This is a genomic window from Providencia sp. 2024EL-00732 (assembly GCF_044006275.1).
Lineage (GTDB): Bacteria > Pseudomonadota > Gammaproteobacteria > Enterobacterales > Enterobacteriaceae > Providencia > Providencia huashanensis.
Genome location: NZ_JBIPDG010000009.1, coordinates 45575 through 72243, shown reverse-complemented (window position 1 = coordinate 72243; position 26669 = coordinate 45575). Strand labels below are relative to the sequence as shown.

The following is a 26669-nucleotide window of genomic DNA, read 5'->3' as shown; positions in this document are numbered from 1 at the left end:
GGAAACGTTGATGTCGAATACATATGACTCCTCAAGTATCAAGGTATTAAAAGGACTGGATGCGGTGCGTAAGCGCCCGGGCATGTATATCGGTGATACAGACGATGGAACAGGTCTTCATCACATGGTTTTCGAGGTTGTCGACAACGCTATCGACGAAGCCCTCGCAGGCTTCTGTGACGATATCGTGATCACTATCCATGCCGATAACTCTATCTCCGTACAGGATGATGGACGTGGGATACCAACAGGTATACACGAAGAAGAAGGTGTCTCTGCTGCAGAAGTTATCATGACTGTCCTGCACGCAGGGGGGAAATTTGATGACAACTCCTATAAAGTCTCCGGTGGTTTACACGGAGTTGGGGTTTCTGTTGTTAACGCCTTATCTGAAAAACTTGAACTGGTCATTCGTCGTGACGGTAAAGTTCATGAGCAAATTTATAAACACGGTGAACCACAAGGTCCTCTGACTGTTGTTGGGGAAACAGACATAACAGGTACTCTCGTACGTTTTTGGCCAAGTATGGATACCTTTAAAGGTGTCACAGAATTCGAGTATGATATTTTAGCTAAACGTCTTCGTGAGCTATCATTCTTAAACTCTGGGGTATCAATCAGGCTTATTGATAAACGTGATGGGAAAGAAGACCATTTCCATTACGAAGGTGGTATCAAAGCCTTTGTTGAATATTTAAGTCGCAATAAAACGCCAATTCATCCGTCAGTATTTTATTTCTCTACAGAAAAAGACGGTATTGGTGTTGAAGTTTCAATGCAATGGAATGATGGCTTCCAAGAAAACGTGTACTGCTACACCAATAACATCCCACAACGTGATGGTGGTACTCACTTAGCTGGTTTCCGTGCAGCGATGACCCGCACATTAAATAACTACATGGAAAAAGAAGGCTATCAGAAGAAAAGCAAAGTCAACGCTACAGGTGATGATGCGCGTGAAGGCCTAATTGCTGTTATTTCCGTGAAAGTTCCAGACCCTAAATTCTCATCACAAACCAAAGAAAAACTAGTTTCTTCTGAGGTAAAAACTGCCGTTGAAACTATCATGAACGAGCGGTTGGTTGAGTATTTACTGGAAAACCCGAATGACGCTAAAATTGTTGTCGGTAAAATTATCGATGCCGCTCGTGCTCGTGAAGCCGCACGTAAAGCACGTGAAATGACACGCCGTAAAGGTGCGTTAGACTTAGCCGGCCTACCGGGTAAATTAGCAGACTGCCAAGAACGTGACCCAGCATTATCTGAACTCTACTTAGTGGAAGGGGACTCTGCGGGCGGCTCAGCAAAACAAGGCCGTAACCGTAAAAACCAAGCTATTTTGCCACTAAAAGGTAAAATTCTTAATGTTGAAAAAGCGCGTTTCGATAAAATGCTTTCTTCACAAGAAGTTGCCACTCTTATCACAGCATTAGGTTGTGGCATCGGACGTGATGAGTACAACCCAGACAAACTGCGTTATCATAGCATTATTATCATGACGGATGCGGACGTCGATGGTTCACACATTCGTACACTGCTATTAACCTTCTTCTATCGTCAAATGCCTGAAATTGTTGAACGTGGTCATATCTTTATCGCTCAGCCGCCACTGTATAAAGTAAAACGTGGCAAACAAGAGCAATACATAAAAGATGACGATGCGATGGACGATTATCTTATTTCTATCGCCCTTGATGGTGCAGAGTTACATCTCAGTGCCGACGCTCCAGCAATGAAAGGTGAAGAATTAGAAAAGCTGGTTGTCGAATATAATGCGGCTCACCGTATTATTCGTCGCCTTGAGCGCTTATACCCACAAGCCTTACTCAACAGCTTAGTTTATCAGTCTACGCTGACTGAGGAAGACTTAAAAGAAAACGCAAAAGTTGAAGAATGGGCTCAAACATTAGTTAAGCGCTTAGAAGACAACGAGCAATTCGGCAGCACATATAGCTACATAATTAAAGAAAATCGTGAGCGCCAATTATTTGAGCCAACAATCCGTATTCGCACTCACGGTGTTGATACTGATTACAACCTCGACTTCGATTTTGTTCACGGTAGCGAGTATCGCCGTATCACTCATTTAGGCGACTTAATCAGTGGCTTAATTGAAGAAGGGGCGTATATCCAACGTGGTGAGCGTCGTCAGAATATTGATAACTTTGAAGAAGCTCTCGCTTGGCTATCTCGTGAATCGCGTCGTGGTCTGTATGTACAGCGTTATAAAGGTCTTGGTGAAATGAACCCAGAACAGCTTTGGGAAACCACCATGAACCCTGAAACTCGCCGTATGATGCGCGTAACCGTAAAAGATGCTATCGCAACAGATTTACTCTTTACTACATTGATGGGTGATGCTGTTGAACCTCGTCGTGCATTTATTGAAGAGAATGCGCTAAAAGCAGCAAATATTGATATTTAATTATTATATTTACTGATTAATATTAAATAACTCCACTCGAAAGTGTGGGGTTATTTTTTTCTTTATTTCCCCTACTTATTTGCTCACTGAACATGACATTCAGCAGCCCTCTTATTTTAAAATAAGCAATAACTCATTAATTTATTAGCTGATTATGGTAAGTCTTTATCTAAAAGCGACCATCACAGTGATATTGAGATCCAAATTGCTCTCTCTTTTAACAAAGTTTCTTCGCTGCCATTTTCTTGGTAGGGAAAAGCTCATGACTTAACCTCACGAGATTTTACAGTTTTTTACGCCACTATTTTGATTATCTTATCTTTTTATGTGCTATAAACGGTTAATCCCCTAAGTTAATTAGATGTTAATGGTTAAATCCATATGTTCAATAACCCAACACACTCAAGGTAAAAGCAAAATACGTAATAAGAAAACAATGATACGACAACTGATTATCCCTATTTATTTTTTGTTGCTCTCATCCATCCCTGTTTTTTTCAGTGGTGATGCGAATGTGATGGCAGACACTGCGATTATCATTTCTGGCACACTCATTATGCTTCTGTGTGCTGGCGTATATCGGTCCCTTATCGGAAAAATATTCACGGTTTTCGTCTCATTGCTTTGGGCGTTAAATCTTTCAGTCTCATTTTTCTTTTACAAAAAACACGATATTCGGTTTTCCTCTTCAATTGCCGAAACCTTTATTAATACCAATAGTAGCGAAACGGTGGGGATGCTCTCCTACAATATTGGTTATGTGATCTTTTATTTGTTTGTTTTTTCAGTGTATTTATTAAGCATCCATAAATGTACTAAATATATAAACCGCCGTACGACAATGATTAGTATCGCGATGTTATGTGGTTACCTCTTAGCAATCCCTGCTTATTACGCGTCATTACTCAATAAACCAGATAGCTCATTGTTAATAACTGAAAAATATTTGCTCAACACGCCATTTTACAATGCAGCTGCTCTCGTCAAAAACTTGTATGAAAACCGCGGCATAAAAAAAATCTCATCCCAAATCGTTTCATTTGACTATGAGAAAAAAGATACTGAAGCACAAATCTATGTTCTCGTCATTGGCGAATCCCTACGTCGTGACCATATGGGTTTATATGGCTATCAATATGATACAACCCCTAATCTAGATAATCGTCAGTCACAGCTTTTGGTATTCCAACAAGCTTATTCTCCTGCTCCGGTCACCATATTGTCAGTGCCAATCTCACTGTCTAATATTCGCTTTGACCAAATGCAGGATAAATCACACTATGCTGACAATATTATTTCATTAGCCAATCATGCGGGTTTTAAAACCTATTGGATAAGTAACCAAGGAAAAACCAATAAACGAACCAGTGTCATCTCTGCGATAGCTAACATGGCTCAAAAGAAAAAATGGAATGAATTCGTGGGTTATGATGAGGAAATTCAAGGCCATTTTAATGATGCGATTAACGACCCAACAGACAAGAAAAAACTGATCATCCTACATACTTATGGGAGCCATGAACCTGCGTGTAACCGTTTTCCAGAAAAAGAGTTAAAAAAATTCAGTGAACAAGAAGATGATAATTGTTATGACAGCTCTATCGCTTATACCGATAAATTTATCGAAAACTTACTCCAACAGCTAGACGGGAAGCCCGCTTCGTTGATGTACTTTTCAGACCATGCATTACAACGATTAGACAGTGATAACAATATTCACTACCACCATGGCGTAAATAACCCAAGAAAAGAAGCTTATGAGATACCCTTATTAATCTGGTACAGCCAAACCATACCAAAACCGGCATTAAACCCACGAGCTTTGGGTCAACCCTATTCAACTGCTAATAATTATTGGTTAATTAGTGACTGGTTAGGAATACAACAGCATGCATCACAAGCTTGTTTATCTCCCATGCGTGAATGCTATCAACCCAATAACAACATTCAGGTGATTGATGGCAACCGTAACATATTACCGGTTAATCAATTACCATCGGAAACAAAAGACCCTCAATAAAAGCTAAAAATATTTGGCATTATCTAAAGAAAAATAGTGGCATCATGGAAGTCGCCAATACTGTTCGTCCTAGTATTGCCAATAATACAGTGGGTCATAATATAAAACTGCTTGAGGAAACGTGAATATACTTCCCCCTAATGATGTTTCAATACCTAAAAAAACCGTATTTTCTATCCAGTGAAGTATATTGAATTAAAGGTTATTCATCACCAAAATACATAATGGCGTCATATCAAGACGCCATTATTCGTGTACAACAAGAATATCCCCTTGGGTAAAGCCAACATATTTTTATATGCAGGCCTATATAACCCACCGACATTCATTAAGGAATTATAATAAAATCCTTAACATACGGCGAAGAGGCTCAGCGGCTCCCCACAGTAATTGGTCACCAACAGTAAAGGCTGATAAATACTCAGGCCCCATATTCAATTTGCGTAAGCGGCCAACTGGCGTACTTAATGTACCAGTCACTGCAGCAGGTGTCAGTTCACGCATTGTGATTTCTCTATCATTTGGAACGACTTTTACCCACTCATTATGAGAAGCCAGTAATTGTTCAACCTCTTTTAACGGCACATCTTTTTTCAATTTCAATGTAAAGGCTTGGCTATGGCAACGAAGTGCGCCAATACGAACACACAAACCATCAACAGGGATAATATTTTTACCTGTTGCCAATATTTTGTTAGATTCCGCTTGGCCTTTCCACTCTTCACGGCTTTGGCCATTTTCTAGCGCTTTATCAATCCATGGGATTAAGCTTCCTGCTAGTGGGACACCAAACGCATCTGTTGGCATCGCGCCACTGCGTGTAAAATCAGTGACTTTCTTCTCAATATCTAAAATAGCAGAGGCTGGGTCTTGCAGTTCTTTGACCACTTGTGTGTGCAAAGACCCCATTTGTGCCAGTAGCTCACGCATATTACGTGCACCTGCACCTGATGCGGCTTGATAAGTTGCAACTGACGCCCATTCCACTAAATTATTCGTGAACAAACCACCTAAAGACATCAACATCAAACTAACTGTACAGTTACCACCAACAAAGGTCTTAATACCTTTATTCAAACCATCTTGAATGTGTTGGTTATTCACTGGGTCAAGAATGATAATCGCATCATCATTCATACGTAATGAAGATGCTGCGTCAATCCAGTAGCCATCCCAGCCTGCGGCTCTGAGCTTCGGATAGACATCATTAGTATAATCACCACCTTGGCAGCTAATAATAACATCTAGCGCTTTCAATGCATCGATATCAAAGGCATCTTGTAAAACACTTCGATGACCACCATAAGTTGGTGCTTCTGCACCTTGTTGTGACGTCGTAAAAAATACAGGGCGGATCGCATCAAAATCACGTTCTTCTACCATTCTCTGCATCAATACTGAACCGACCATACCGCGCCAACCAACAAACCCTACATTTTTCATTTTTATTCACCCTGTTTGTTTAAAGTTTTACCAAAAAATTTCCTGTTCCAACTTAATAAGAAGCAATACCGCATTTTTGTCATTTATAAGAGGCTCATGAAAGCTGGAGCTAGAAATTTTTCGGATATATTAAACCTGACAAAATATGCATCAGTGTGCAAGTGAATTTCATCACTAATAGTAAGAAGATTAGTAATAAAGCTAATACTCCTCCTAAAACACATGAATATCTTATTTCCATTTTGGAAAATGCTGTTTTCTAATTAATCCATTCGTTATATCATTCACTCAGCTTAAAATTAGAATAATCCCTCTCACAGTACAGCTTATCTCATGACCAAATATGTTCTTTTTAGCTTTTGGATAGTCCTTATCTATCCCCTTGGTGTCGACCTTCACTTAACGGGTATTCCTTATATAGCCGCTGACTTAAGCGCTAGTGAAAGCCAACTTCATGTCGCATTTTCTATTTACCTTGCAGGCATGGCATCCACAATGCTCATTGGGGGATGGTTCGCCGACCATGTTGGCCGTAAACCCGTGGTCTTAGTGGGGACGGCAATATTTGCCATTTCCTCTGTCATGGCAGGAAACTCGACATCGATTGACCTATTTTTGATGGCTCGCTTCCTACAAGGCATCGGCGCTGGTTTCTGTTATGTGGTGACTTTCGCTATTTTACGAGATGTACTTAGTCCACAAAGGCGGACTAAAGTCTTAGCGGCAATGAATGGCGTGACTTGTATCGCTCCCGTACTTGCCCCTGTCATTGGGTTTGCCATTTTACTGGTCTACCATTGGTCAATGATGTTTTACTTTATGGCTGCTTATGCGGTACTGAGTATGGTTTTCTGCTTAGTGTCGATAAAAGAAACTAAACCTGCGGCTCGCCAAGAAACCAAACACACCACATCATCGCCAGACACCACAGAAAAAATCTTCAATTTATTCTTTGTCACTCGTTTGATTATTTCTTGCTTTGGAATGGCGGTGATCCTGACCTATGTGAATGTCGCACCGATTATCCTGATGGGTAATCTAGGTTTTACCACGGGTCAATATTCCACAGCTATGACCGTTCTAGCAATGGTGAGTATGGGGACTTCGTTCTTAATGCCAAAATTGCTATCAACATTTAATAGCCAATCGCTGCTCAATACTGCCCTTGGGTTATTTTTATTCAATGCCGTTGTTTTATCTGTGTATCTCTTTACGTTTAACAACCTGATTTTGCTATTTATTGTTTTTGCTTGTAGCGGAATGGGTTTTTCAATGCAATTTGGGATTATTATGAGCCAAGCGCTATCCCCATTTGCCAGAAAAGCCGGTATTGCAAGCTCCATTTTAGCCATTTCGCAACTCAGCTTCGCCTCTTTGTATATTTGGCTAATGGGGGCAATTGGCATACCATCAATCAGTATGTTGCTAATTATCCTATTAGCAGCAGGTACTATGGGCATAATCTTGCTCAGAGTTCCCGCCACACAAGTCAATGAAAAGGTAATAGCATGTGAATAAACAATTGCATCGTTTAGACTTAAATTTACTGGTTATTTTGCAATATTTAATGGAAGAGCGGAGTGTTAGCCTCGTAGCTCAACGCCTTGCTATCACGCCATCTTCTGTCAGTAAATCATTGTCTAAACTACGCCAATGGTTTGATGACCCGCTATTTATTCGCAGCCCGCAAGGGCTTCTTCCTACACCATTGATGTATCATATAGAAAAATCACTTCCTGAGTTTTTGAATTTATCCAGCTATATCACTGAAATCCGTGATACTGAAAAACCACGGGGAATGACATTCCGTTTAATGATGGAAGCTCCATTAAATCTGATCATGCTCCATGATTTATCCTTGAATATCCTCAATCAATATCCTGAATCAGACGTCATTATGCGGGATTGGGACTATAATTCACTTGCGGCATTAGTGGCAGGTGATGCCGATATTGGGTTAGTAGGTAGGGAAAGTTTTCACAGCTCAAAAGAGTCAATAAACCACTTACCAAATATCCTTAATTTCGACGTGTTGTTTACTGACCGACCTCTGGCCTTTATTCGCCGAGATCACCCCATTCTAAAAGAAGAATGGAGTTTAGCCAATTTCCTAAAATACCCTCATATTAGCACTGAATTTGGTAATCGTATTCCATGGGCCCTAGATGACTTATTGTCTACAATGGGGCTTAATCGCCAAATTAGCCTTTCATTTTCAACATTTGAACAATCACTGCTGATGGCATCACGACCTGAACACAATCTCATTACCTGTACTCCCGGATACTGCCAACATTATGTGAATAACTTCAAACTTGATCTCGTCTGTCTACCACTCCCCATTGATGACATTCTTTACCAGCAACTCGAAATCCCCTTTTTAGTGTTATGGCATAAACGCAACTCGTATAATTCCAAAACATTATGGCTAAGAGAACAAATTAAAAATAGCATTCTCAATTTTGTAAATGCATAAAAAATGCCATGGCAAGGAGCATGAATTGCCATGGCAAAAGCAAGAAACACCAGAAAAAATTAACAAGGAGTTAGCCTTGTACAGCTTTAAAACGTGGGTTTGTTTTGCATATCACATACACACGACCACGACGGCGAACAACTTGGCAATCTGGATGACGCGTTTTTGCCGTTTTTAACGAACTCAACACTTTCACGTTTATTTCCCCTCTGTTTGTAAAAAACGCCCGAAACGTTTTTGGAATTGTGCTGTTTTCCCTTCTTGAGAAATCACTTTTTGTTTGCCGGTATAGAATGGGTGCGATTGAGAAGACACATCAAGGGTGACATAAGGGAAAATCTCCCCTTCAAATTCAATCGTTTTTGCCGTTTTTATCGTCGAGCCCACTTTAAAATAAGCATCAACACTTGTGTCATGGAAAACCACTGTACGGTACTGTGGATGTATCCCCTGTTTCATAATAGCCACCTGAATGTTATGTTATAATATAACAATATATTATTTAAAATAACGACGCAACTATTTTATGGACCAACACTATTTCACAAACAACAAAATAAACATAACAAACTGAATTAAAACACTTTATAAGAGAATAAATACTAGAAAAACCAAAAATCTGTTATCACTATTTGATATTTGAATAAAAAATTACCTGATAACTTTATAAGTACTTAATTAATTATTTGGGTAAAAAACAATGCCTATAGAAACAATACGCACTTTCCCTCGTCATACTGATCAAGTAAATAATTGTCGACCTGAAAATACCTCTTCCTCATTCACTCGTAAAATCAAAATGTTATTTAATTCCCGTTTTCAGTTAGGAGGCGTACCTATTTTTAATGTGTCTAACCCATCAACTAATAGTATTAATACCGATGAGACTGACTCTTCACAGTCTAAAGAACTATTTTCATTAGCTGTTAGTATGTATAGCCAGCCAAAAGATAAAATTAATAATTTTGAAAGAGTTATTGTGGTTGGAGACAGCCTGTCAGATTCAGAAGGAAGAATGCTGAAAAAGACACTAGGGCTACTACCTTCTGCACCACAATACTATAAAGGACGCTTTACTAACGGCTTCACATGGGTAGACTTCCTAACTTCACCAACAGTGATGAGCTACAAAGACAAAAATTCAAATAATACATATCGACCTGTTGAAGTTATCAATAAGGCCGAAGGGGGCGCTGTCTGCGCAACTTACAACCAAAAAAACCCTAAATTTAGATTTATTTCCAATATAAAAAGGCAAATACAAGGTATTAAATTCAATAAGTCAGACCTTGCTATTATCTCTATTGGCTCTAATGATTACATGACATTCAATAAAACAAATACCTATAAAGTCATTTCCAGTCAGCTCAAAGCAATCAATAAAATGATAAAGCATGGTGCACAGAATATCTTAATAATGGGGATACCTGACCCTAGTAAAACCCCCTTTAAGAACGAAAAACCGATGGAATATGAAAATAAAATGAAAATGCTAACTCTTATGCATAATCAAGCATTGGAAAATAGCATAAAAAAATTAAATGCTCTGCATAGTACTAATATCGTCTTTTTTGATATTGATAAAACGATGACAGAGATTTATCAGCAAGCCAAAATCCTTAACTATGAAACAAACCTACCATTTGCTAACGGTTATATTGGTGGAAAAGAACAACTAGATACGGCCCCACCTTATCTATTTAATGATAATGTCCATCCAACACAAGAAGTTCATGCCATTGTGGCACTTAAACTCAATGAATTTATTGCAAAAAATTTTAAATCTCCTGTAGCTCCTACAACAACTGATTAACCCTCACCGAGAGGCGAGTCGTTACACACTGGCCTCTTTAATCTGTTATTGTTCAATGCAAATCAACCTAAAAACACCTAAAGAAAAATAAAATCTAAAACAATAATTTATCCTCTAGTGATCTTTTGTATAATTAACCTATTACGCACTATCATTTATTATTTATCAAAGAGATACATTAGCTTTTTAATAAATAAACCATTAGGGGAAGGTGAAAATGTATTACGGCTTTGACATGGGCGGAACAAAAATTGAACTTGCTGTCTTTGACAAAGAGTTAAATCAAGTCTGGCAAAAACGTGTTCCTACGCCTAAAAACGACTACCAATCACTGTTAAACGCGTTTCTCACACTCACACAAGAAGCCGATGAAAAATTTAACTGTCTAGGCAAAATAGGAGTTGGTGTGCCAGGTATCGTCAACCATGCTGAAGGCACTGTATTCACAACAAACGTCCCAACTGCGCAATATAAACCTTTAATTCATGACTTGGCTAATATTTTACAGCGCCCAGTCAAAGTGGAAAATGATGCTAATTGTTTTGCTTTATCAGAAGCTTGGGACCCTGAATTCAAACGTTATCCAACCGTCTTAGGCTTAATTCTAGGAACAGGGGTTGGTGGTGGTTTCGTCATAAACGGCAAAGTGCTACCTGGAAAAAATGGGATTGCCGGAGAAATTGGCCACATGAATTTAAGCGTTCGCGGCGCTAAGCTTTTGGGTGATACAGTCCCTGAAATCATTTGCGGTTGTGGGCAAACCGCTTGCTTTGAAACTTATTTATCTGGCCCCGGCTTTGAACGTATCTATGCTTCGTTTACTGGTAGAAAACATTCAGCAATCGAAATCATTGAACAATATAAACAAGGTGATATCCAAGCAAAACAGCATGTCGACCGTTATATATCATTGCTTGCAATGTTTATGGGGCAAATCGTCACCGTTTTCGACCCTGATTTAGTCGTTATTGGTGGGGGGCTCTCACAATTTGAAGAAATCTATCAACGACTACCTGAAGTCCTACCACAATATCTTTATGGCATCGCAACATTACCTGCGATTGAAAAAGCACGTTATGGTGACTCTGGTGGGGCTCGAGGGGCAGCATTCCTAAACTTAATTGACTAACTTTGTACTTTTTTGCGCTTCATTAAGCTTTTAGCCAATGAAGCGCAAATTTATCACTTTAATCATTTCTATTTTCCCCATTTTATCCTTTAAATACCACCTCTTTGGTTGAGAATGATTATCATCAACTTAGCTATTAATGATAAAATCATGCTCTGTCAGTAGCTTCTTATTATAAAAAGTACTTTAGGAATAACTTCAGAGGATCACACTGGATATCAATCCAGTATTGTACGAAACTCAAAAATTAAAAGTGCTTATAGACTAGTCTGATACTGTAATTAATTAAAAAATATATTATTACGTTATATTTTTTAATGGTGATAAATTAAACAAGCTGTTCCTGTTTTTGCATACTATGTATACATACTTAGAATAAAGAGAAAATCCTATGAGTTTGTTTTTCCATAACAGCTTGATGTTTCCAACAGTTATCTTTAGCGGCTTACTAATTATTGTGTTGTTTTACTGGTTATGCGCTGCTTTTGGTCTGTTAGATATTGATTTATTCAATGTTGATACTGAATTTGATAGCGGTATTGACGCAACAGGTTTTGCTGGGTGGTTAACAAAACTTGGGTTAGCAGGGGTCCCTGTCACCATTATTCTGACATTATTTACACTGTTTGGTTGGGTGATCACCTACTTTAGTGTTTATGGTTTTATTCGCTTTATTGATTTAAGTCTATTGCGTTATCTTGTTGGTTTTGCTGTATTTGTTATCACTATATTTATCTCACTTCACTTAACCGCCCTTTGCTTAAAACCTGTACGGAATAAACTTATTAGCCTCAATAAACCCAAAACAGTACACCAACTTATCGGGAAATATGCCACAGTCCGCTCAGGTACCGTCAATGAAAAAAACGGTGAAGCCATACTCGAAGATGGTGGTGCCGGGCTAATTTTGCAAATACGAGCGCCATTTACAGAAGGTATAAAACGGGGTGATCGCGTTGTTATTATTAGCTATGACGCAGACTCACACAGTTACCAAGTTGTCACTGAAAAAGAATTCCGCAACTAAAGCTATTGGTTGTTATATAAAATAATACTTGCTTGAATCATCGAAATGACGACATCGTCAGAACCTATGGAGAAAAAATATGGATTTGGCTGCATTAATGCCCTTTTTAACCATTGTCGGAGGGATAATCCTAGTTATTTTAGGGTTTTTTGGGTTATTCAAAGCCTTCTATATCAAAGTCCCACAAGGTACTGCTTTGATTGTCAACGATATGTCGTCTCAACCAAAAGTACATTTTACTGGGGCATTAGTTTATCCCGTTATCTACAAAAAAGAGTTCATGCGTATTTCATTGCTGACTCTGGAAGTTGACCGTCGCGGTAAAGATGGCCTTATTTGTCATGATAACCTACGCGCAGATATCACGGTTGCATTCTACTTGCGCGTAAATGAAACTACTGAAGATGTACTGAAAGTGGCTAAAGCTATCGGGGTTGACCGCGCATCAGACCACCAAGCCGTCAGCACCTTATTTAGTGCTAAATTCTCAGAAGCATTAAAAACTGTCGGTAAACAATTAGATTTAGCAACATTATTTGAAAATAGACAAGATTTCCGTGACCGCATTGTGGATGTAATAGGTAAAGACCTCAACGGTTACGCTCTGGAAGATGTCGCTATCGACTACCTAGAACAGACACCAAAATCAGCCCTCGACCCAAATAATATTTTTGACTCCGAAGGTATTCGTAAAATTACTGAAATTACGGCTATTCACAATATAGAAACCAACCAGAAAGAACGAGACCAAGAACTGGCGATTCAAAAGAAAAATGTGGAAACGCGTGAAGCTAGCTTAGCACTTGAGCGTCAACAAGCTGATGCAGAAGCCCGTCAAAAACGTGAAATCGATAATATCCGAGCGCGTGAACAGGCTGAAACTTTACGTGTTCAAGAAGAAGAACGTTTAAAATCAGAACAAGCGCGTATCCAAACTCAGCAAGAAATTGAAATTCGCGAAGAAAACCGCATGCGTGAAGTCGAAGTGGCTCAACAGAACCGCACTCGCGCTGTTGCTATTGAAGAAGAACGCGTTAGCCGTGCTCGTGAACTTGAAGTCGTTGCTCGTGAACGAGAAGTTGAATTACAACGTATTGAAAAAGAAAAAGCGCTGGAAGAAGAACGTAAGAATATCTCTAATGTAATCCGTGAGCGTGTAGCAGTGGAAAAAACGGTTGCACAAGAAGAGGAACGCATTAAAGAAGTTCGCGAAGTTTCTGAAGCTGAGCGTATGAAAAAAGTCACTGTCATTAATGCCGAAGCAGAAGCGGAAGAGTCTTTAGTCCGCCAAGTGAAAAAAGCTGCCGCAGATGAAGCTAGCGCTAAACACCGTGCAGAAGAAATCAGTACGATGGCACAAGCTGAATTAGAAGCATCAGCAAAACAAGCTGAATCGAAAAAACGTTTAGCTGAAGGTATTGAAGCTGAGCATGCCGCATTAGGTTTAGCAGAAGCTCGTGTTCGCCAAGCAACTGCGGAAGCCGAAGAAAAAGAAGGTTTAGTACTTGCTAATATCACGGCTGAGAAACTGCTAGCCGAAGCACGTGGCTTGAAAGAAAAAGGCTTAACTGAAGCCCAAGTTATGGAAGCTAAAGCAAAAGCTGAGCAACAACAAGGGTTTGCTGAAGCAAAAATTCTTGAAGAAAAATTAGCAGCTCAAGCTCGTGGTGAAGAACAACAAGCTAACGCTAAAGAAAAATTAGGCTTAGCCGATGCCAAAGTCCTTGAAGAAAAACTGGCAGCACAAGCTCGCGGTGAAGGCCAATTAGGTTCAGCACAAGCAGAAGTTATCCGCCAACGCCTGAAAGCCGAAGCTGATGGTTTAACAGATAAATTTAAATCAATGGATCACCTCAGCGATACTGCTCGTTCTCATGAAGAGTTCCGTATGCGTCTTGAGAAAGAATTTGAACAAGCCATGGCCTCTATTGATGCGAATAAAGAAATTGCTCGTGAACAAGCCGATGTATTGGCTGCTGCACTGAGCAAAACCAATATCGAAATTGTAGGTGGTGATGGCAGCTTCTTTAATACTTTCTCAAAAGCACTTAGCTTAGGCAAAGCTGTTGATGGTTTTATGGATAAAAGCAGCTTCGCTAAAGAGAATGTTGAAAAACTAATTAATCGCAGCAAAGAAGATAAGAAAGTTGATATTGCCGCTTTACTAAAAAACCCTGAAGTTCAAGACCTAATCAATGGCTTTATGGCAGCGAAAGGGGCAGGGCAACTGGCAAAAACAGTCACTGCAAAACCTATTCCACCGACAGATGACCAACTTTAAGTAATCAGCACATATAGGGGTAATTCTACCCCTAATCGCTTTTCATTTTTATTGTCTTAGTTAAGGGAATTTGCTGCACCATGTCAGATATTCAGGATACGGATCGCGAACAAGAAATACTCGATAGCGCTGTCGCAGAAGGGGGGGCGTATGAAATATTGCGTAAGCGCCTAACCGAGCAAGGTCAGCAACTTCATCAAAAAGCTTCGTTACTGAATGAAAAACGGCTAGAAGAATTTGGCCAAAGCCAAATGGATATTATTGGCCGCATTCGTATTCGTACTGAAAATAATTGCCAAGCAAGGGACATTGTTCGTGTTGGTGAATGGCTTTTATTTGGTTATAACGTTTTCCTCGGGCTTAAAAAAGAAACTCACCTTGAAGATGTTTTTTCATTATATCGACTCGTCGAAGGTGAGGACGAATTTGATGTTGAAGCCGTCCCTTACGAAGAAACCTTTTTAAGCGATAATCGCTTTGTTCAAGATTTTACTGAACTGTACACTTACTATAAAAATACCCAACTCCTTCAGCTTGTTGAAAGGGATGGGAAACTTCTCGCCAGTTTCCAAATTGGTGACCGCATCACTGATGTCCGTGTTTTCCGTTGGTCTATATCAAGTGATAAACGCCGTATCGAATATATAGATAATCGAGGTGAGCGGGACATAGCTCTTCCTCCCGCGTATGACTTTGAATGGCATAAAACCACACGCGAAAACACGGTTAATGGTCGTTACCCTCATCTAAATATTCTTGATACTGTATTTATTGAAACTATCGGTGGCGACTTAACAATTAAGTGTGAAAATAATACTGAAGATGGTTTAGGGATTTATCGGGAAGCTGTTCTGGATAAAAACCAGTCTCTTGATGACGCACAAATTGAATACGCTCAAACAGGCAGCTTAATTATATTAAAGGTTCTGCCTTACCGAGAAGAAAGCTGGCGTTATCTGGTTTACAACACATTATCCCAATCAGTACAACGCATCGATGCCATTGGGCAAGCTTGTGTTCAGCTACCTGAAGATCACGGCATTATTTTCCCTGGTGGCTACTATTTACAAAATGGCGATTACAAAACCTTTGATCAGCCCATGGAGGGAATGCGTTTTCGTCGTTTACGTCGTTCTCCAAATGGTGAAGATGTCTTATATGTTTTCTATTCCCCAAACCAAGGTCGCCTTGCCCTATTTAACTATAATTTAATCGAACGTACATTATCCGTTCCGCTTATTGGGCATGGTTACGCCATGTTTGAAGATGGCAAAATGGTACTGTTTGAAGGTGAAGGGGAGGAAGCCACCCGAGTGCATCCTATGCAGGTTTGGCAAACACCTTTTTACTCAGAAGAGTTTGCAGATCAGCAACCAACACGGAGTGGTTTTTTTGGGCGTATAGGAAATGCTGATTTAGTAAGGGGTATTTCAGAAATTTTGCATGTTGCAAAAGAGATAGAAGGTAACCAAGTTTCTATTGCGCGCTATGAACAACTTAGCCAACAACCCAAAAATTTATTAGATCTCTATTATTGGCTCAGCGATGAACAGTGCCTAAGTATTGGTAAATTACTGAAAGAGATTACTCAGACTAGTGAATTAGTTCTTGATGAGTATGAAAAAGTTGAGAGTATTAGGCAACAATCCGCAAAATCAATGAATGAGGCGGTCAGTCGTCAAAAATCACTACTTTCTTTGACACTGCCTGATGGTTGGACTGATATTCAACAGTTTGTTGATGGCTTAAATTCTCTCAATGCACATCGAGGGCATTTAATTTCATTACGTGAATTTCGCTATATGGATTTAGAACAACTCAGCGAAATGGAAAATGAAATAATTGAAGCTCAGCAATCTGTTTCACAAGCAACCGCAGCGTTCCTTGCAAGCGATAAAGCATTACTACCTTTTAAATCACAGCTTGCTATTTTTGAAGAACAAATAGAAAAATCACAAAACAGTGCTCAGTTAGACGTCCCCATGAATGACATGGAAAAAATGTCTGCTGATTTAGATATGTTATCCAATTTAATGGCATCATTGTCTTTTAACGATGTCACTCAACAAACAAGTATTATTGATGCTATCTCACAAATATATGCACAATTAAACCAGTCTCGTGCTCGCTTACAACAAAAACGAAAATCTCAAAGTAGCGTGGAAACTGTCGCGCAATTTGGGGCTCAATTTCGCTTGTTTAGCCAAGGGATCACCAATGCACTTTCCCTTGCCTCTGACCCTGAAAGTTGTGATGATCAGCTATCAAGATTACTGGTTCAATTAGAAGAACTGGAAAGCCAGTTTAGTAGCCATGATGAATTTCTCGATGATATTCTTGCTAAACGTGAAGAATTACTCGAAACCTTTGAGTCCCATAAACAAGTTCTAATTGACGACCGCCAACGTCGTGCTCAAAACTTATTAACCGCAGCAGATCGCCTACTCGATAGCTTGCAACGTAGAACCGTCCGTTTACAATCTCAAGATGAACTTAACGCTTTCTTCGCATCTGATCCCCTCGCATTAAAAACTCGCGAAATTATTGAAAAACTAAGGGAAATTAACGATAACGTTAAGGCAGATGATATCGATGCTCGTTTAAAAGCCTCTCGCGACCAAGCTATCCGCGTCCTAAGGGATAAAACAGATATTTTTGAAGATGGCGGCAATATCATTAAATTGGGTCGTCACCGTTTTAGTGTGAATACCCAAGAACTAGACCTAACGATTTTACCTAAGAATGATCAACTGTGGGTTTATCTAACAGGGACTGATTTCCAAGAACCTATTGAGAATGCAGAGTTATCACAGTTACGACCTTATTGGAGTGCATCACTAGAATCTGAGTCTGATACCGTTTATCGTTCAGAATACCTTGCTTATTCTATTATTTATGCGGCAACCAAGCGCCAAGACGGGCTGGATTTTAGTCTTCTAAAAAGTGCGTTAACTTCCCCAGAAAAACTTGAGAAAATTGTCCGTGATTTTGCTAGCCCACGTTACAAAGAAGGCTATGAAAAAGGTATTCATGACCATGATGCCGTTGCACTACTGAAAAAATTACTGCCAATCGGTGAAAATGCAGACCTTCTACGTTATAACCCAACAGCCCGTGCCATTGCTGCAATCTATTGGGAACAAGTACAAAACGAAGATTACCCTGCTCAATGGCCGGAACGCGCAAGAACGGCAATGAATATTCACCAATTATTCCATAATGATAATGCCCTACTTGACCTACAAGCCGAAATTGAAGCTGGTATCAGCTTATTTTTACAAGATAACCCAATTCAATGCCAAGGGTATGTACAGACTCAGGCTGCTGAATATCTAAGTTTTGCCTTAGCGAGAACACCCATAGAATTGGTTTATAGTAAATATGCTAGGGAATTAGTGCTCGCATTACAAAGCCGATTGGAAGACGCGCATATGTGGCTCGATTTCAATCGTTCACAACAAAACCTAGGTACTCGCTATGCTCAACGCTGGTCATTAATTCAAAACTGGCTACAAGGGCTATGTTCTGTACCTGAATTTTCTCATCTAGAACCTTATATACCAGGTGCAATCGCGATTATCATATTAGATAAAGTCGCCTCTGCCCGTTATAGTGAAGCTGACCTTTACTTTAAAGTTAGCGGTTTGCTAGGTGAGCATCCAACGATTGAAAACCAGACTTTATCCTTAAGTTTAGATAATTACTTTGGTCGTATGCGTGGGCAAAGGAAACGTTTTATTCCTGAATTTCGCCAGTATCAAGCATTACGACAACGCATTATTGCCACAGAACGTAGTCGCTTAAAACTTCATGAGTTCAAAGCCAAACCACTGAGTTCATTTGTTCGTAATAAATTGATAAATGATGTTTATTTGCCAATTATTGGTGACAATATGGCGAAACAAATAGGGGCTCTTGGGGAAGGGAAACGCACCGACCTAATGGGGCTACTATTAATGATATCCCCACCAGGTTATGGTAAAACTACCTTAATGGAATACGCGGCAGATCGCTTAGGGTTAATTTTTATGAAAGTTAATGGCCCTGCTCTTGGGCATGATGTGCTTTCCCTTGACCCCGAACAAGCACCTAATGCCACGGCAAGGCAAGAACTTGAAAAGCTGAATTTAGCCCTCGAAATGGGGAATAATGTGATGCTATATGTCGATGATATACAACATACACACCCTGAGTTTTTACAGAAATTTATTTCCTTATGTGATGGAACAAGGCGCATTGAAGGGGTTTGGAAAGGAAAAACTAAAACTTATGATATGCGAGGCAAAAAATTCTGTGTCGTCATGGCCGGTAACCCTTATACCGAGTCAGGAGAAGTGTTCCGTATTCCAGATATGCTAGCAAACCGTGCTGATATCTATAACCTCGGGGAAGTATTAGGTGGGATGGATGATGCTTTTGCATTGAGTTATATCGAAAATAGCCTCACATCTAACCCTGTATTAGCCCCTCTAGCGTTACGGGACCTTAATGACCTCTACTTATTTGTCGACAAAGCTATGGGGAAATCAATCTCAACTAACTCACTCAGCTACCCATATTCTGATGCTGAAATAAATGAAATTACTTCAGTAATCAAAAAAATGATTAAGTTACGAGATATTGTATTGAAGGTGAACCAACAGTATATCGCAAGTGCAGCCCAATCAGATAAATACCGTACAGAGCCGGCTTTCCGTCTACAAGGTAGCTATCGAAACATGAATAAATTGAGTGAAAAGGTTTCTTCAGTTATGAATGACGATGAGCTAGAAAGGTTACTTGATGACCACTACCTTGGGGAAGCTCAACTTTTAACCACTGGTGCAGAAGAAAACTTACTTAAACTGGCTGAAATACGTGGCACTCTTTCTCAGAAAGATGCTAAACGCTGGCAGCAAATTAAGAAAGACTTCATGCGTAATAAAGCACTTGGTGGCGATAATGCCGATATTGGTGATCGGGTCGTGGGCCAGCTAGCTTCATTAGTAGAAAGCGTCCAAGCCCTTGGTAACTCCTGATGAACTTTTTGCAAGGTTACCCGCGTATTAGGCTATTAATTTTTCTGGTAGCAATTTTTATTATTGTTCAGTTAATTAATAGTCTAACAGCGGGTGGGTTAACCCCCTTTGGGGTTGTCCCTCGAACCATGACCGGGTTACTAGGCATTTTTTTTGCCCCCTTTATCCACGGTAGTTGGGGGCATCTATTCAGCAATTTACCGCCATTTATCATTTTAAGTGCCTTGCTACTTCATCGCACAGTTAAAGCTTATCTACTGGCATCATTGTTTATTATCAGTGTTGGTGGTTTAGCTGTTTGGTTACTAGGCCGTAATGCTATCCATATCGGTGCTAGTGGCTGGGTTTTTGGTCTATGGGGCTTACTCATTGCCCAAGGCTTTTTACGGCGAAAATGGGTTGATATTGCCATTGCATTATTCGTGTTATTTTATTTTGGTACGATGGCTAGCGGCTTGCTCCCCATTAACCTGTATATTTCTACTGAATCCCATATTGCTGGTGCCCTAGCTGGTATTACCTACGCATGGTTGGCTAATCGTTACGACAAAAAAACGCGTTGATCTTCGCTCAAATAACCCCACCATTTGACTCATTTTTTATATTTTTTCCCATTTTATGTATCCCTTTTTGTGAGCTTGATTCACATATTAATAATTAACTTAAAATTAACCAATAATTAACAATGTAATAATGCTAGTCTCAAAAAACAATAACGACAATGGAGACACAACCGATGAAAAAAAAAGTCATACCTATCGCAATGGTTTTCGGGTTAACCACCTTGTCATTCACCTCACTTGCCGCACACACTACACAAGTGAAAATTGAACGAGACAGCTATGGTGTTCCTCATATTTATGCCGATGATACTTATAGCCTTTTTTATGGGTATGGTTATGCTGTCGCACAAGACAGGCTGTTCCAAATGGAAATGGCGAAACGCAGCACACAGGGCACGGTTTCAGAAGTGTTAGGTAAAGATTACATCGCTTTTGACAAAGATATTAGAACTAACTATTGGCCAGATTCTATTCATCAACAAATAACTCATTTACCGACAGAACAGAAAGATATTCTAAAAGGTTATGCTGATGGAATGAATGCATGGATAAAACAAGTTAATGAAAAACCAAATGAATTAATGCCTAAGCAGTTTATCGATTATGGTTTTTTACCTTCACAATGGGATAGCTTTGATGTTGCCATGATCATGGTTGGTACAATGGCAAATCGTTTTTCTGATATGAACAGTGAAATTGATAACCTTGCATTACTTACTGCACTGAAAGATAAGTATGGTGAACAAATGGGAGTAAAAGTCTTTGACCAAATTAATTGGCTTAATAACCCCAATGCACCAACAACCATCTCACCGCAAGAATTTACCTATTCAGATTCAAAAAATAACAAAATAACAACACAATTGAATCAAATTAATGATTACCGTTTAACGGCTCCCATGTTTGATCGACCCGCTAAAAATAACTCAGGTAAACTTATTGCTCTTTCCCCTAAACAAAACAATGCGTTAATTTCCCAACAGTACGAACAAGGTGGAGCTAATGGGATTGCGGGCTACCCCACCACCAGCAATATTTGGTTAGTGGGGAAAAATAAAGCTTCTGGCGCAAACGCTATTTTACTCAACGGCCCTCAGTTCGGTTGGTTTAACCCCGCATATACCTATGGTATTGGTTTGCATGGTGCAGGGTTTAACATTGTTGGAAATACTCCTTTTGCCTACCCAGCTATTTTATTCGGTCATAATGGCCATATTTCTTGGGGGTCAACGGCAGGGTTTGGCGATGGTGTTGATATCTTTGCTGAAGAAGTTTCACCTGAAAACCCCAATAATTATTTACATCAAGGCCAATGGAAAAAAATGCTAACACGCCAAGAAACAATCAACGTAAAAGGCGAAAAACCGGTTACCTTTGCTGTTTACCGTACAGTTCATGGCAATATTATTAAGCGCGACGACTCTACTCACACCGCTTACAGTAAATCTCGCGCGTGGGATGGGAAAGAAGTATCATCATTAATGGCATGGGTTAAACAAGGGCAAGCACAAAATTGGCAGCAATGGCTAAACCAAGCAAAGGACCAAGCCCTCACAATTAACTGGTACTACGCCGATAAAGACGGAAACATCGGCTATGTTCACACCGGTCATTACCCAGATCGCCAAGCTAACCATGATCCGCGTTTACCTGTTCCAGGAACAGGTGATTGGGATTGGAAAGGTATGCAACCCTTCGAAAACAACCCTAAAGTGTATAACCCTAAATCAGGTTATATCGCTAACTGGAATAATTCCCCCGCAAAAAATTACCCTGCGAGCGACCTTTTTGCTTTTCTCTGGGGCAGTGCGGATAGAGTGACAGAGATAGATAACCTCATAGATTCTTATGATAAATTAACATCAGATGATATGTGGAGTATTTTACAACAGACTAGCCGTGTTGACCTCAACCGGCGTTTATTTATGCCTTATTTAAGCCAAGCTACTGAAGCCTTACCAGCTAGTGATAACGCAGCCAAATTAGTCTCAATACTCAAACAATGGGATGGTATAAACCAATTATCCAGTGATGGTAAACACTATATTCACCCAGGTTCAGCCATCCTTGATATTTGGTTAAAAGAAATGCTCAAAGCTACATTAGGCCAAACGATCCCAGCCCCATTTGATAAATGGTATCTTGCAAGTGGCTATGAAACCACACAAGAAGGGCCTACAGGGTCATTAAATATTAGCACGGGTGCCAAGTTACTTTATGAATCACTACTGGGTAATGACTCCGCTATTCCTCAAACAGTGGATATTTTTTCAGGTCAATCCAAGAATACTATCATCCGAAAAGCACTGGATACCACCTACCAAAAAATGAAAGATAAATACGGCGACGACCCTGCAAACTGGCAAACCAATGCTACTGCATTAACTTTCCGTGAAAATAATTTCTTTGGGGTTCCACAGGCTCTAGCAAAAGAAAATTTCCATCAAAATGAATACCATAATAGAGGTACAGAAAATGACCTTGTGGTATTTACTGAAAATGGTGTTCAAGCGTGGGATGTTGTTGCTCCTGGTCAAAGTGGTTTTATTTCACCCCAAGGCAAACGCTCACCCCATTACCAAGACCAGCTTTCACTGTACAACCAGTTCGGTAAAAAACCATTATGGTTAGATAAACAAGAACTGGCGCCACATATAGAATCAACGGAAACACTCACTGTTTATCAATAAGCTTATTTTGATAACTAAATACCAAGACTTCTTGGTATTTAGTTTTTAACTGTGACTCGATATACACAACGTGCCGCACCATTTAGCAAGTATTGCTCACGCACAACACTCCCCTCGTCACCGACTACCTCGCTAAATAAAGTTAATTCCGAACGGCAAAAGTTTTGGCAAACCGTCGCGGCAGCACAAATTGGGCAATGATTTTCAATAAATAACCAACTGTCATTATCTTGCTCAACTTTCGCCATATAGCCTTCCTCGCTCCGGACTTCTGCTAATGCTGCTAAACGTTCCGGCAATGCCAAACCTTTACAACGTGCAAAATATTTATCTCGGCTTTCCTCTTCTCTTTGGCTTATCAGGCGCTCTAAACCCTCATCACCAAAAATAGTACGAACAGAATCAATTAATTGCAAAGCTAATTGCGCATGGGTATCAGGAAAACGCTGGTGCCCTAATTCAGTGAGAACCCAATTTTGCCGAGGCCTTCCCGCTCCGGTTTGTGACATACACTGAGCACCTTCCACTAACCCTAAAGTAACTAACTTTTGAAGGTGTTGCCGTGCAGCCTCCCCCGTCAGATTTAAATCTTTAGCGATTACTGCTGTAGATATTGGCCCTTTCGTTTTAATACAAAAAAGGACTTTATCTACGGCTTGAGTGAGATTTAAATTATCAAAGTAATTACTTGCTTTAATCATTATACGACTCTATTATCCAATACATTACTTGGATAATACCTCTTTTCTGACTATTCCGTCTAGCGGGTCTCTCTATGAGCAATAAAACACCAACAACAGCACAGGGTAAATGGGCTGATTTACTCAGTGGTTCCAATGCATTACTCACAATAGCGCTCACTGGAGGCGTTGCCTTACACGCTATTAATATTTATATCGTAACAACCATATTACCCAGTGTGGTTAACGATATTGGTGGTCTTGAATATTATGCATGGAATACCACGTTGTTTGTGGCAACTTCAATTGTCGGTTCAGCGCTTTCCAGCAAAATTTTAGATAGCTTTGGGCCTAAATTTGCCTATTTAATAGCATTAATATTATTTTCCCTTGGGTCTATCTGGTGTGCGGCTTCCCCATCTATGTTGATATTACTTGGAGGGAGAGCGCTACAAGGGCTTGGTGGGGGGATTTTATTCGCACTAAGTTATGCTTTGATCCGAATTGTTTTCACAGAAAATTTATGGTCACGGGCGATGGGCGTCGTTTCTGGTATGTGGGGAATAGCGACCTTATGTGGCCCAGCCATTGGTGGTATTTTTGCAGAGGGTGGTCATTGGCGCTGGGCATTTTGGGCCCTACTCCCTGTAGCCGTTTTTTTATCCTTAATTGTCATCGGACAACTACCAAAAAGGCAAAACCAGCCACCTCAAACGGCTAAAATTCCTTTCTTAGCAATATCATTACTTGTTATCTCAGTTCTTGCTATTTCAATTGGTAGCTTATCGGAAAAATTACTAGTAAACCTGATTGGCTTATTCATTGGCCTCGCCACACTTATTATTATTGTGTTGTTAGATGGGAAAAACGGAAAACGTTTATTACCAACCGGCTCCTATTCGTTAAAAAATCAGCTTGGTGTGATTTTTTTAACTATGTGCTTACTTGTTGGTGGCATGACAACAGAAATTTATGTACCTTATTTTCTTCAAACCATTCATCACTTTTCACCATTATATGCAGGGTACTTAACTGCGATCATGGCTGCTGGCTGGACAATAGGGGCACTATTTAGTGCAAATAAAACAGGTAAGGTAGTCATTCAGATTATAAGAGTCGGGCCGGTCATCATATTTATATCTCTGATTGTTCTAGCAGTATTGACGCATAACCAGAAACTGACCGAATCTTTACCTTTATTTATTATTTACTTAATTGCTATGGCAGGCGTTGGGCTAGGTATTGGCATTTGTTGGCCTCACCTCGTTCTACGTGTATTTAATAATGCGCCAAAAGGGGAAGAAAACCTTGCATCTTCTTCAATAATTACTATTCAGCTATATGCCACGGCCTTATCAGCAGCTCTTGTTGGTGTCGTTGTTAACAATAGTGGGCTAATCAGCCCCGGCGGAATGTTGGGGGCACAACAGGCATCTATCTGGCTATTTGCGTTATTTTCCCTTAGCCCGTTGATGGCTATCATCATGATCCGTAAAGTGAAATAATTAAATCCAACTAAAATGGGAGCAACCTAGCTCCCATTTTTAATTAATCAATTCAGTGTTTTTTAGTACGCATAAAGTACGGTAGAGCCAATATGCTAACAAGCAAGACAACAATCGTCGCTATCATGACCACTAAAAAGGCATGATCAAAAGCAATATTAGCCTGATTAATTAATCTGTTAGCACTGTCTAATGGTAGCTTTTCAGAAACCAGCAACGCTTCATCAATGCTATCATAGACCTTATTACTGACCGCTAAATCATCTGGAAGGGATAGCTTTAACGTATAAACAGCACTCATCAACCCCCCCATAAAAGTCACGCCAAGTACACTACCAATTTCATAAGCAACCTCTTCAAGAGAAGCTGCCATACCTGCTTTTTCTTCGGATGCACTTAACATTACCGTTGTAGAAGCCGTAGTAAAAATAGCCCCTAGCCCAAAGCCAATCAAAAATAAGAATGAAAGTAATAATAAACCTGTTGATGTTTTAAATACCCACGCTAAACCAACAACACCAATTAAGGTACATGTAAACCCTAAAACAGCTAATTTTGTTTCACCTAACTTATGCAAATACACCCCTGCTAAAGGGGCTGAGATCAACGAGGCAATAGGAATAGGCATGATATAAAGCGCCGCGTCAAATGGCGTATAACCTAGTACCAACTGTAACCGCTGACTAAGCAGCAGTTCGACCCCAACAATAACCACAAGGGATATAATTGCCATCAAGATACCAGCACTAAATTTAGGATTTCTCAATAAGGCAAAATCAATCATTGGCGATTCCGATGTGATTTGCCGATGCCTAAAGACCGCCAAAAAGACCACACCAATAACCCCAGAAGCCATTACAGCAGTCCAATCTGTATAAGCTTTACCTATTTCTTTTAATGTATAAATAGAACTGATAAGCCCGATCAAAACTAAAATAGCCCCCAGTACATCGATTTTTTTGTTGTTATTTCCACCGCATTTAGGAACCAAACAATAAGCAAATGGTAAAACTAATAACACAACAGGAACATTAATTAAAAAAACAGAACCCCACCAAAAATGGTTAAGTAAGATACCGCCAATTAAAGGGCCAATAGCGGCACCACCTGATGCCACAGCAGACCAAATACCGATTGCGAGCGCCCTTTCTTTTGGGTTCAAAAAAACATTCCTAACAATCGCTAATGTCGCTGGCATACTTACAGCAGCACCAACCGCGAGGAAGCCTCGAGATAAAATTAAACTCATCGCCGTTGGCGAAAAAGCCGCACATAATGACGCTATGCCAAATAATGGTAGCCCCAATAAAAACATCTGCTTATGACCCACTTTATCGCTTAACATTCCCGCAGCAGGCAATAAACCTGCAACCACTAATGGGTAAGCATTCATAATCCATAGTTTTTCAGATGCGGTCGCACCTAAATCATGAGTCAACTTGGGCAGTGCGGTATAAAGCACAGTAACATCAATAACTATAAGAAATAATACACTTGATACTAACAGAAGTACTATCCAGCGTTTATAATCGGCTAACATAAAATTCTCTCAATGAGTTTAGTTGATCACGCTTTATTGATGATCGTGCTATAATATAA

The 26669-nt window shown here is 39.8% G+C and carries 17 protein-coding genes; 12 read left to right on the top strand and 5 right to left on the bottom strand.

Annotated elements, in window-relative coordinates; all coding sequences use genetic code 11:
* Positions 1-10: 10 nt before the first annotated feature.
* Together gyrB and ACHB7C_RS14415 are read left to right on the top strand one after the other, a co-directional pair.
* The gene (gene gyrB / locus ACHB7C_RS14420) at positions 11-2425 is read left to right on the top strand and encodes a DNA topoisomerase (ATP-hydrolyzing) subunit B (protein WP_042846780.1); all 2415 of its coding nucleotides are present in this window, start codon (positions 11-13) and stop codon (positions 2423-2425) included.
* 436 nt (positions 2426-2861) lie between these two features.
* Positions 2862-4445 carry a phosphoethanolamine transferase gene (locus tag ACHB7C_RS14415; RefSeq protein WP_198861036.1) on the top strand — a complete coding sequence of 528 codons (1584 nt, stop codon included), beginning with the start codon at positions 2862-2864 and terminating at the stop codon, positions 4443-4445.
* Positions 4446-4781: 336 nt separating this feature from the next.
* Here ACHB7C_RS14415 and asd read toward each other — a convergent pair whose 3' ends face one another.
* Positions 4782-5888, bottom strand: coding sequence for an aspartate-semialdehyde dehydrogenase (gene asd / locus ACHB7C_RS14410; protein WP_042846781.1), 1107 nt, complete (start codon positions 5886-5888; stop codon positions 4782-4784).
* Between the two features lie 333 nt (positions 5889-6221).
* Between asd and ACHB7C_RS14405 the strand changes: the two genes are divergently transcribed.
* Together ACHB7C_RS14405 and yidZ are read left to right on the top strand one after the other, a co-directional pair.
* Complete coding sequence (locus tag ACHB7C_RS14405; RefSeq protein ID WP_129467256.1) at positions 6222-7406, top strand: MdtL family multidrug efflux MFS transporter; 1185 nt, start codon at positions 6222-6224, stop codon at positions 7404-7406.
* On the top strand, positions 7399-8364 hold the full coding sequence (gene yidZ, locus ACHB7C_RS14400; protein WP_129467257.1) for an HTH-type transcriptional regulator YidZ: 966 nt from the start codon (positions 7399-7401) through the stop codon (positions 8362-8364). The genes ACHB7C_RS14405 and yidZ overlap by 8 nt, the downstream gene beginning before the upstream one ends.
* 70 nt (positions 8365-8434) lie before the next feature.
* On the opposite strand, the gene ykgO is transcribed toward yidZ, so the two are convergent.
* Positions 8435-8560: a type B 50S ribosomal protein L36 gene (gene ykgO / locus ACHB7C_RS14395; RefSeq protein ID WP_042846784.1), complete on the bottom strand. Its 126-nt coding sequence runs from the start codon at positions 8558-8560 to the stop codon at positions 8435-8437.
* A gap of 2 nt (positions 8561-8562) precedes the next feature.
* Positions 8563-8823 carry a type B 50S ribosomal protein L31 gene (locus ACHB7C_RS14390; protein ID WP_071547547.1) on the bottom strand — a complete coding sequence of 87 codons (261 nt, stop codon included), beginning with the start codon at positions 8821-8823 and terminating at the stop codon, positions 8563-8565.
* A 241-nt stretch (positions 8824-9064) separates the two neighbouring features.
* Here ACHB7C_RS14390 and ACHB7C_RS14385 point away from each other — a divergent pair, with 241 nt between their 5' ends.
* From ACHB7C_RS14385 to ACHB7C_RS14355, 7 genes are all read left to right on the top strand, one after another.
* Positions 9065-10177 carry an SGNH/GDSL hydrolase family protein gene (locus ACHB7C_RS14385; protein WP_166686687.1) on the top strand — a complete coding sequence of 371 codons (1113 nt, stop codon included), beginning with the start codon at positions 9065-9067 and terminating at the stop codon, positions 10175-10177.
* A 217-nt stretch (positions 10178-10394) separates the two neighbouring features.
* Positions 10395-11306 carry an N-acetylglucosamine kinase gene (nagK, locus tag ACHB7C_RS14380; RefSeq protein WP_042846786.1) on the top strand — a complete coding sequence of 304 codons (912 nt, stop codon included), beginning with the start codon at positions 10395-10397 and terminating at the stop codon, positions 11304-11306.
* Between the two features lie 391 nt (positions 11307-11697).
* Positions 11698-12333, top strand: a complete 636-nt coding sequence (locus tag ACHB7C_RS14375) for an OB-fold-containig protein (RefSeq protein ID WP_042846787.1) — start codon at positions 11698-11700, stop codon at positions 12331-12333.
* A gap of 79 nt (positions 12334-12412) precedes the next feature.
* On the top strand, positions 12413-14614 hold the full coding sequence (locus tag ACHB7C_RS14370; protein WP_042846788.1) for a flotillin family protein: 2202 nt from the start codon (positions 12413-12415) through the stop codon (positions 14612-14614).
* Positions 14615-14694: 80 nt separating this feature from the next.
* On the top strand, positions 14695-19632 hold the full coding sequence (locus tag ACHB7C_RS14365; protein WP_395347678.1) for a DNA repair ATPase: 4938 nt from the start codon (positions 14695-14697) through the stop codon (positions 19630-19632).
* Entirely contained in the window at positions 19632-20195 is a 564-nt protein-coding gene (locus ACHB7C_RS14360; protein ID WP_166685551.1) for a rhomboid family intramembrane serine protease, read from the top strand. The genes ACHB7C_RS14365 and ACHB7C_RS14360 overlap by 1 nt, the downstream gene beginning before the upstream one ends.
* A gap of 200 nt (positions 20196-20395) precedes the next feature.
* Entirely contained in the window at positions 20396-22885 is a 2490-nt protein-coding gene (locus ACHB7C_RS14355; RefSeq protein ID WP_349488891.1) for a penicillin G acylase, read from the top strand.
* A gap of 38 nt (positions 22886-22923) precedes the next feature.
* Here the strand turns inward: ACHB7C_RS14355 and ACHB7C_RS14350 are convergent, their stop codons facing one another.
* Positions 22924-23586 (bottom strand): metalloregulator ArsR/SmtB family transcription factor, encoded by a 663-nt coding sequence (locus tag ACHB7C_RS14350; RefSeq protein WP_048605648.1) that lies wholly within the window; start codon positions 23584-23586, stop codon positions 22924-22926.
* Positions 23587-23660: 74 nt separating this feature from the next.
* Between ACHB7C_RS14350 and ACHB7C_RS14345 the strand changes: the two genes are divergently transcribed.
* Positions 23661-25070 carry an MFS transporter gene (locus ACHB7C_RS14345; RefSeq protein WP_129467262.1) on the top strand — a complete coding sequence of 470 codons (1410 nt, stop codon included), beginning with the start codon at positions 23661-23663 and terminating at the stop codon, positions 25068-25070.
* Between the two features lie 52 nt (positions 25071-25122).
* On the opposite strand, the gene ACHB7C_RS14340 is transcribed toward ACHB7C_RS14345, so the two are convergent.
* Positions 25123-26610 (bottom strand): MFS transporter, encoded by a 1488-nt coding sequence (locus ACHB7C_RS14340; protein ID WP_042846794.1) that lies wholly within the window; start codon positions 26608-26610, stop codon positions 25123-25125.
* Positions 26611-26669: the final 59 nt, after the last annotated feature.

Bases quoted from the DNA above. Each gene is read 5' to 3' on its own strand.
- gyrB (WP_042846780.1), top strand. From the start codon at position 11: ATGTCGAATACATATGACTCCTCAAGTATCAAGGTATTAAAAGGACTG.
- ACHB7C_RS14415 (WP_198861036.1), top strand. From the start codon at position 2,862: ATGATACGACAACTGATTATCCCTATTTATTTTTTGTTGCTCTCATCC.
- asd (WP_042846781.1), bottom strand. From the start codon at position 5,888: ATGAAAAATGTAGGGTTTGTTGGTTGGCGCGGTATGGTCGGTTCAGTA.
- ACHB7C_RS14405 (WP_129467256.1), top strand. From the start codon at position 6,222: ATGACCAAATATGTTCTTTTTAGCTTTTGGATAGTCCTTATCTATCCC.
- ACHB7C_RS14390 (WP_071547547.1), bottom strand. From the start codon at position 8,823: ATGAAACAGGGGATACATCCACAGTACCGTACAGTGGTTTTCCATGAC.
- ACHB7C_RS14385 (WP_166686687.1), top strand. From the start codon at position 9,065: ATGCCTATAGAAACAATACGCACTTTCCCTCGTCATACTGATCAAGTA.
- nagK (WP_042846786.1), top strand. From the start codon at position 10,395: ATGTATTACGGCTTTGACATGGGCGGAACAAAAATTGAACTTGCTGTC.
- ACHB7C_RS14375 (WP_042846787.1), top strand. From the start codon at position 11,698: ATGAGTTTGTTTTTCCATAACAGCTTGATGTTTCCAACAGTTATCTTT.
- ACHB7C_RS14370 (WP_042846788.1), top strand. From the start codon at position 12,413: ATGGATTTGGCTGCATTAATGCCCTTTTTAACCATTGTCGGAGGGATA.
- ACHB7C_RS14365 (WP_395347678.1), top strand. From the start codon at position 14,695: ATGTCAGATATTCAGGATACGGATCGCGAACAAGAAATACTCGATAGC.
- ACHB7C_RS14360 (WP_166685551.1), top strand. From the start codon at position 19,632: ATGAACTTTTTGCAAGGTTACCCGCGTATTAGGCTATTAATTTTTCTG.
- ACHB7C_RS14355 (WP_349488891.1), top strand. From the start codon at position 20,396: ATGGTTTTCGGGTTAACCACCTTGTCATTCACCTCACTTGCCGCACAC.
- ACHB7C_RS14350 (WP_048605648.1), bottom strand. From the start codon at position 23,586: ATGATTAAAGCAAGTAATTACTTTGATAATTTAAATCTCACTCAAGCC.
- ACHB7C_RS14345 (WP_129467262.1), top strand. From the start codon at position 23,661: ATGAGCAATAAAACACCAACAACAGCACAGGGTAAATGGGCTGATTTA.
- ACHB7C_RS14340 (WP_042846794.1), bottom strand. From the start codon at position 26,610: ATGTTAGCCGATTATAAACGCTGGATAGTACTTCTGTTAGTATCAAGT.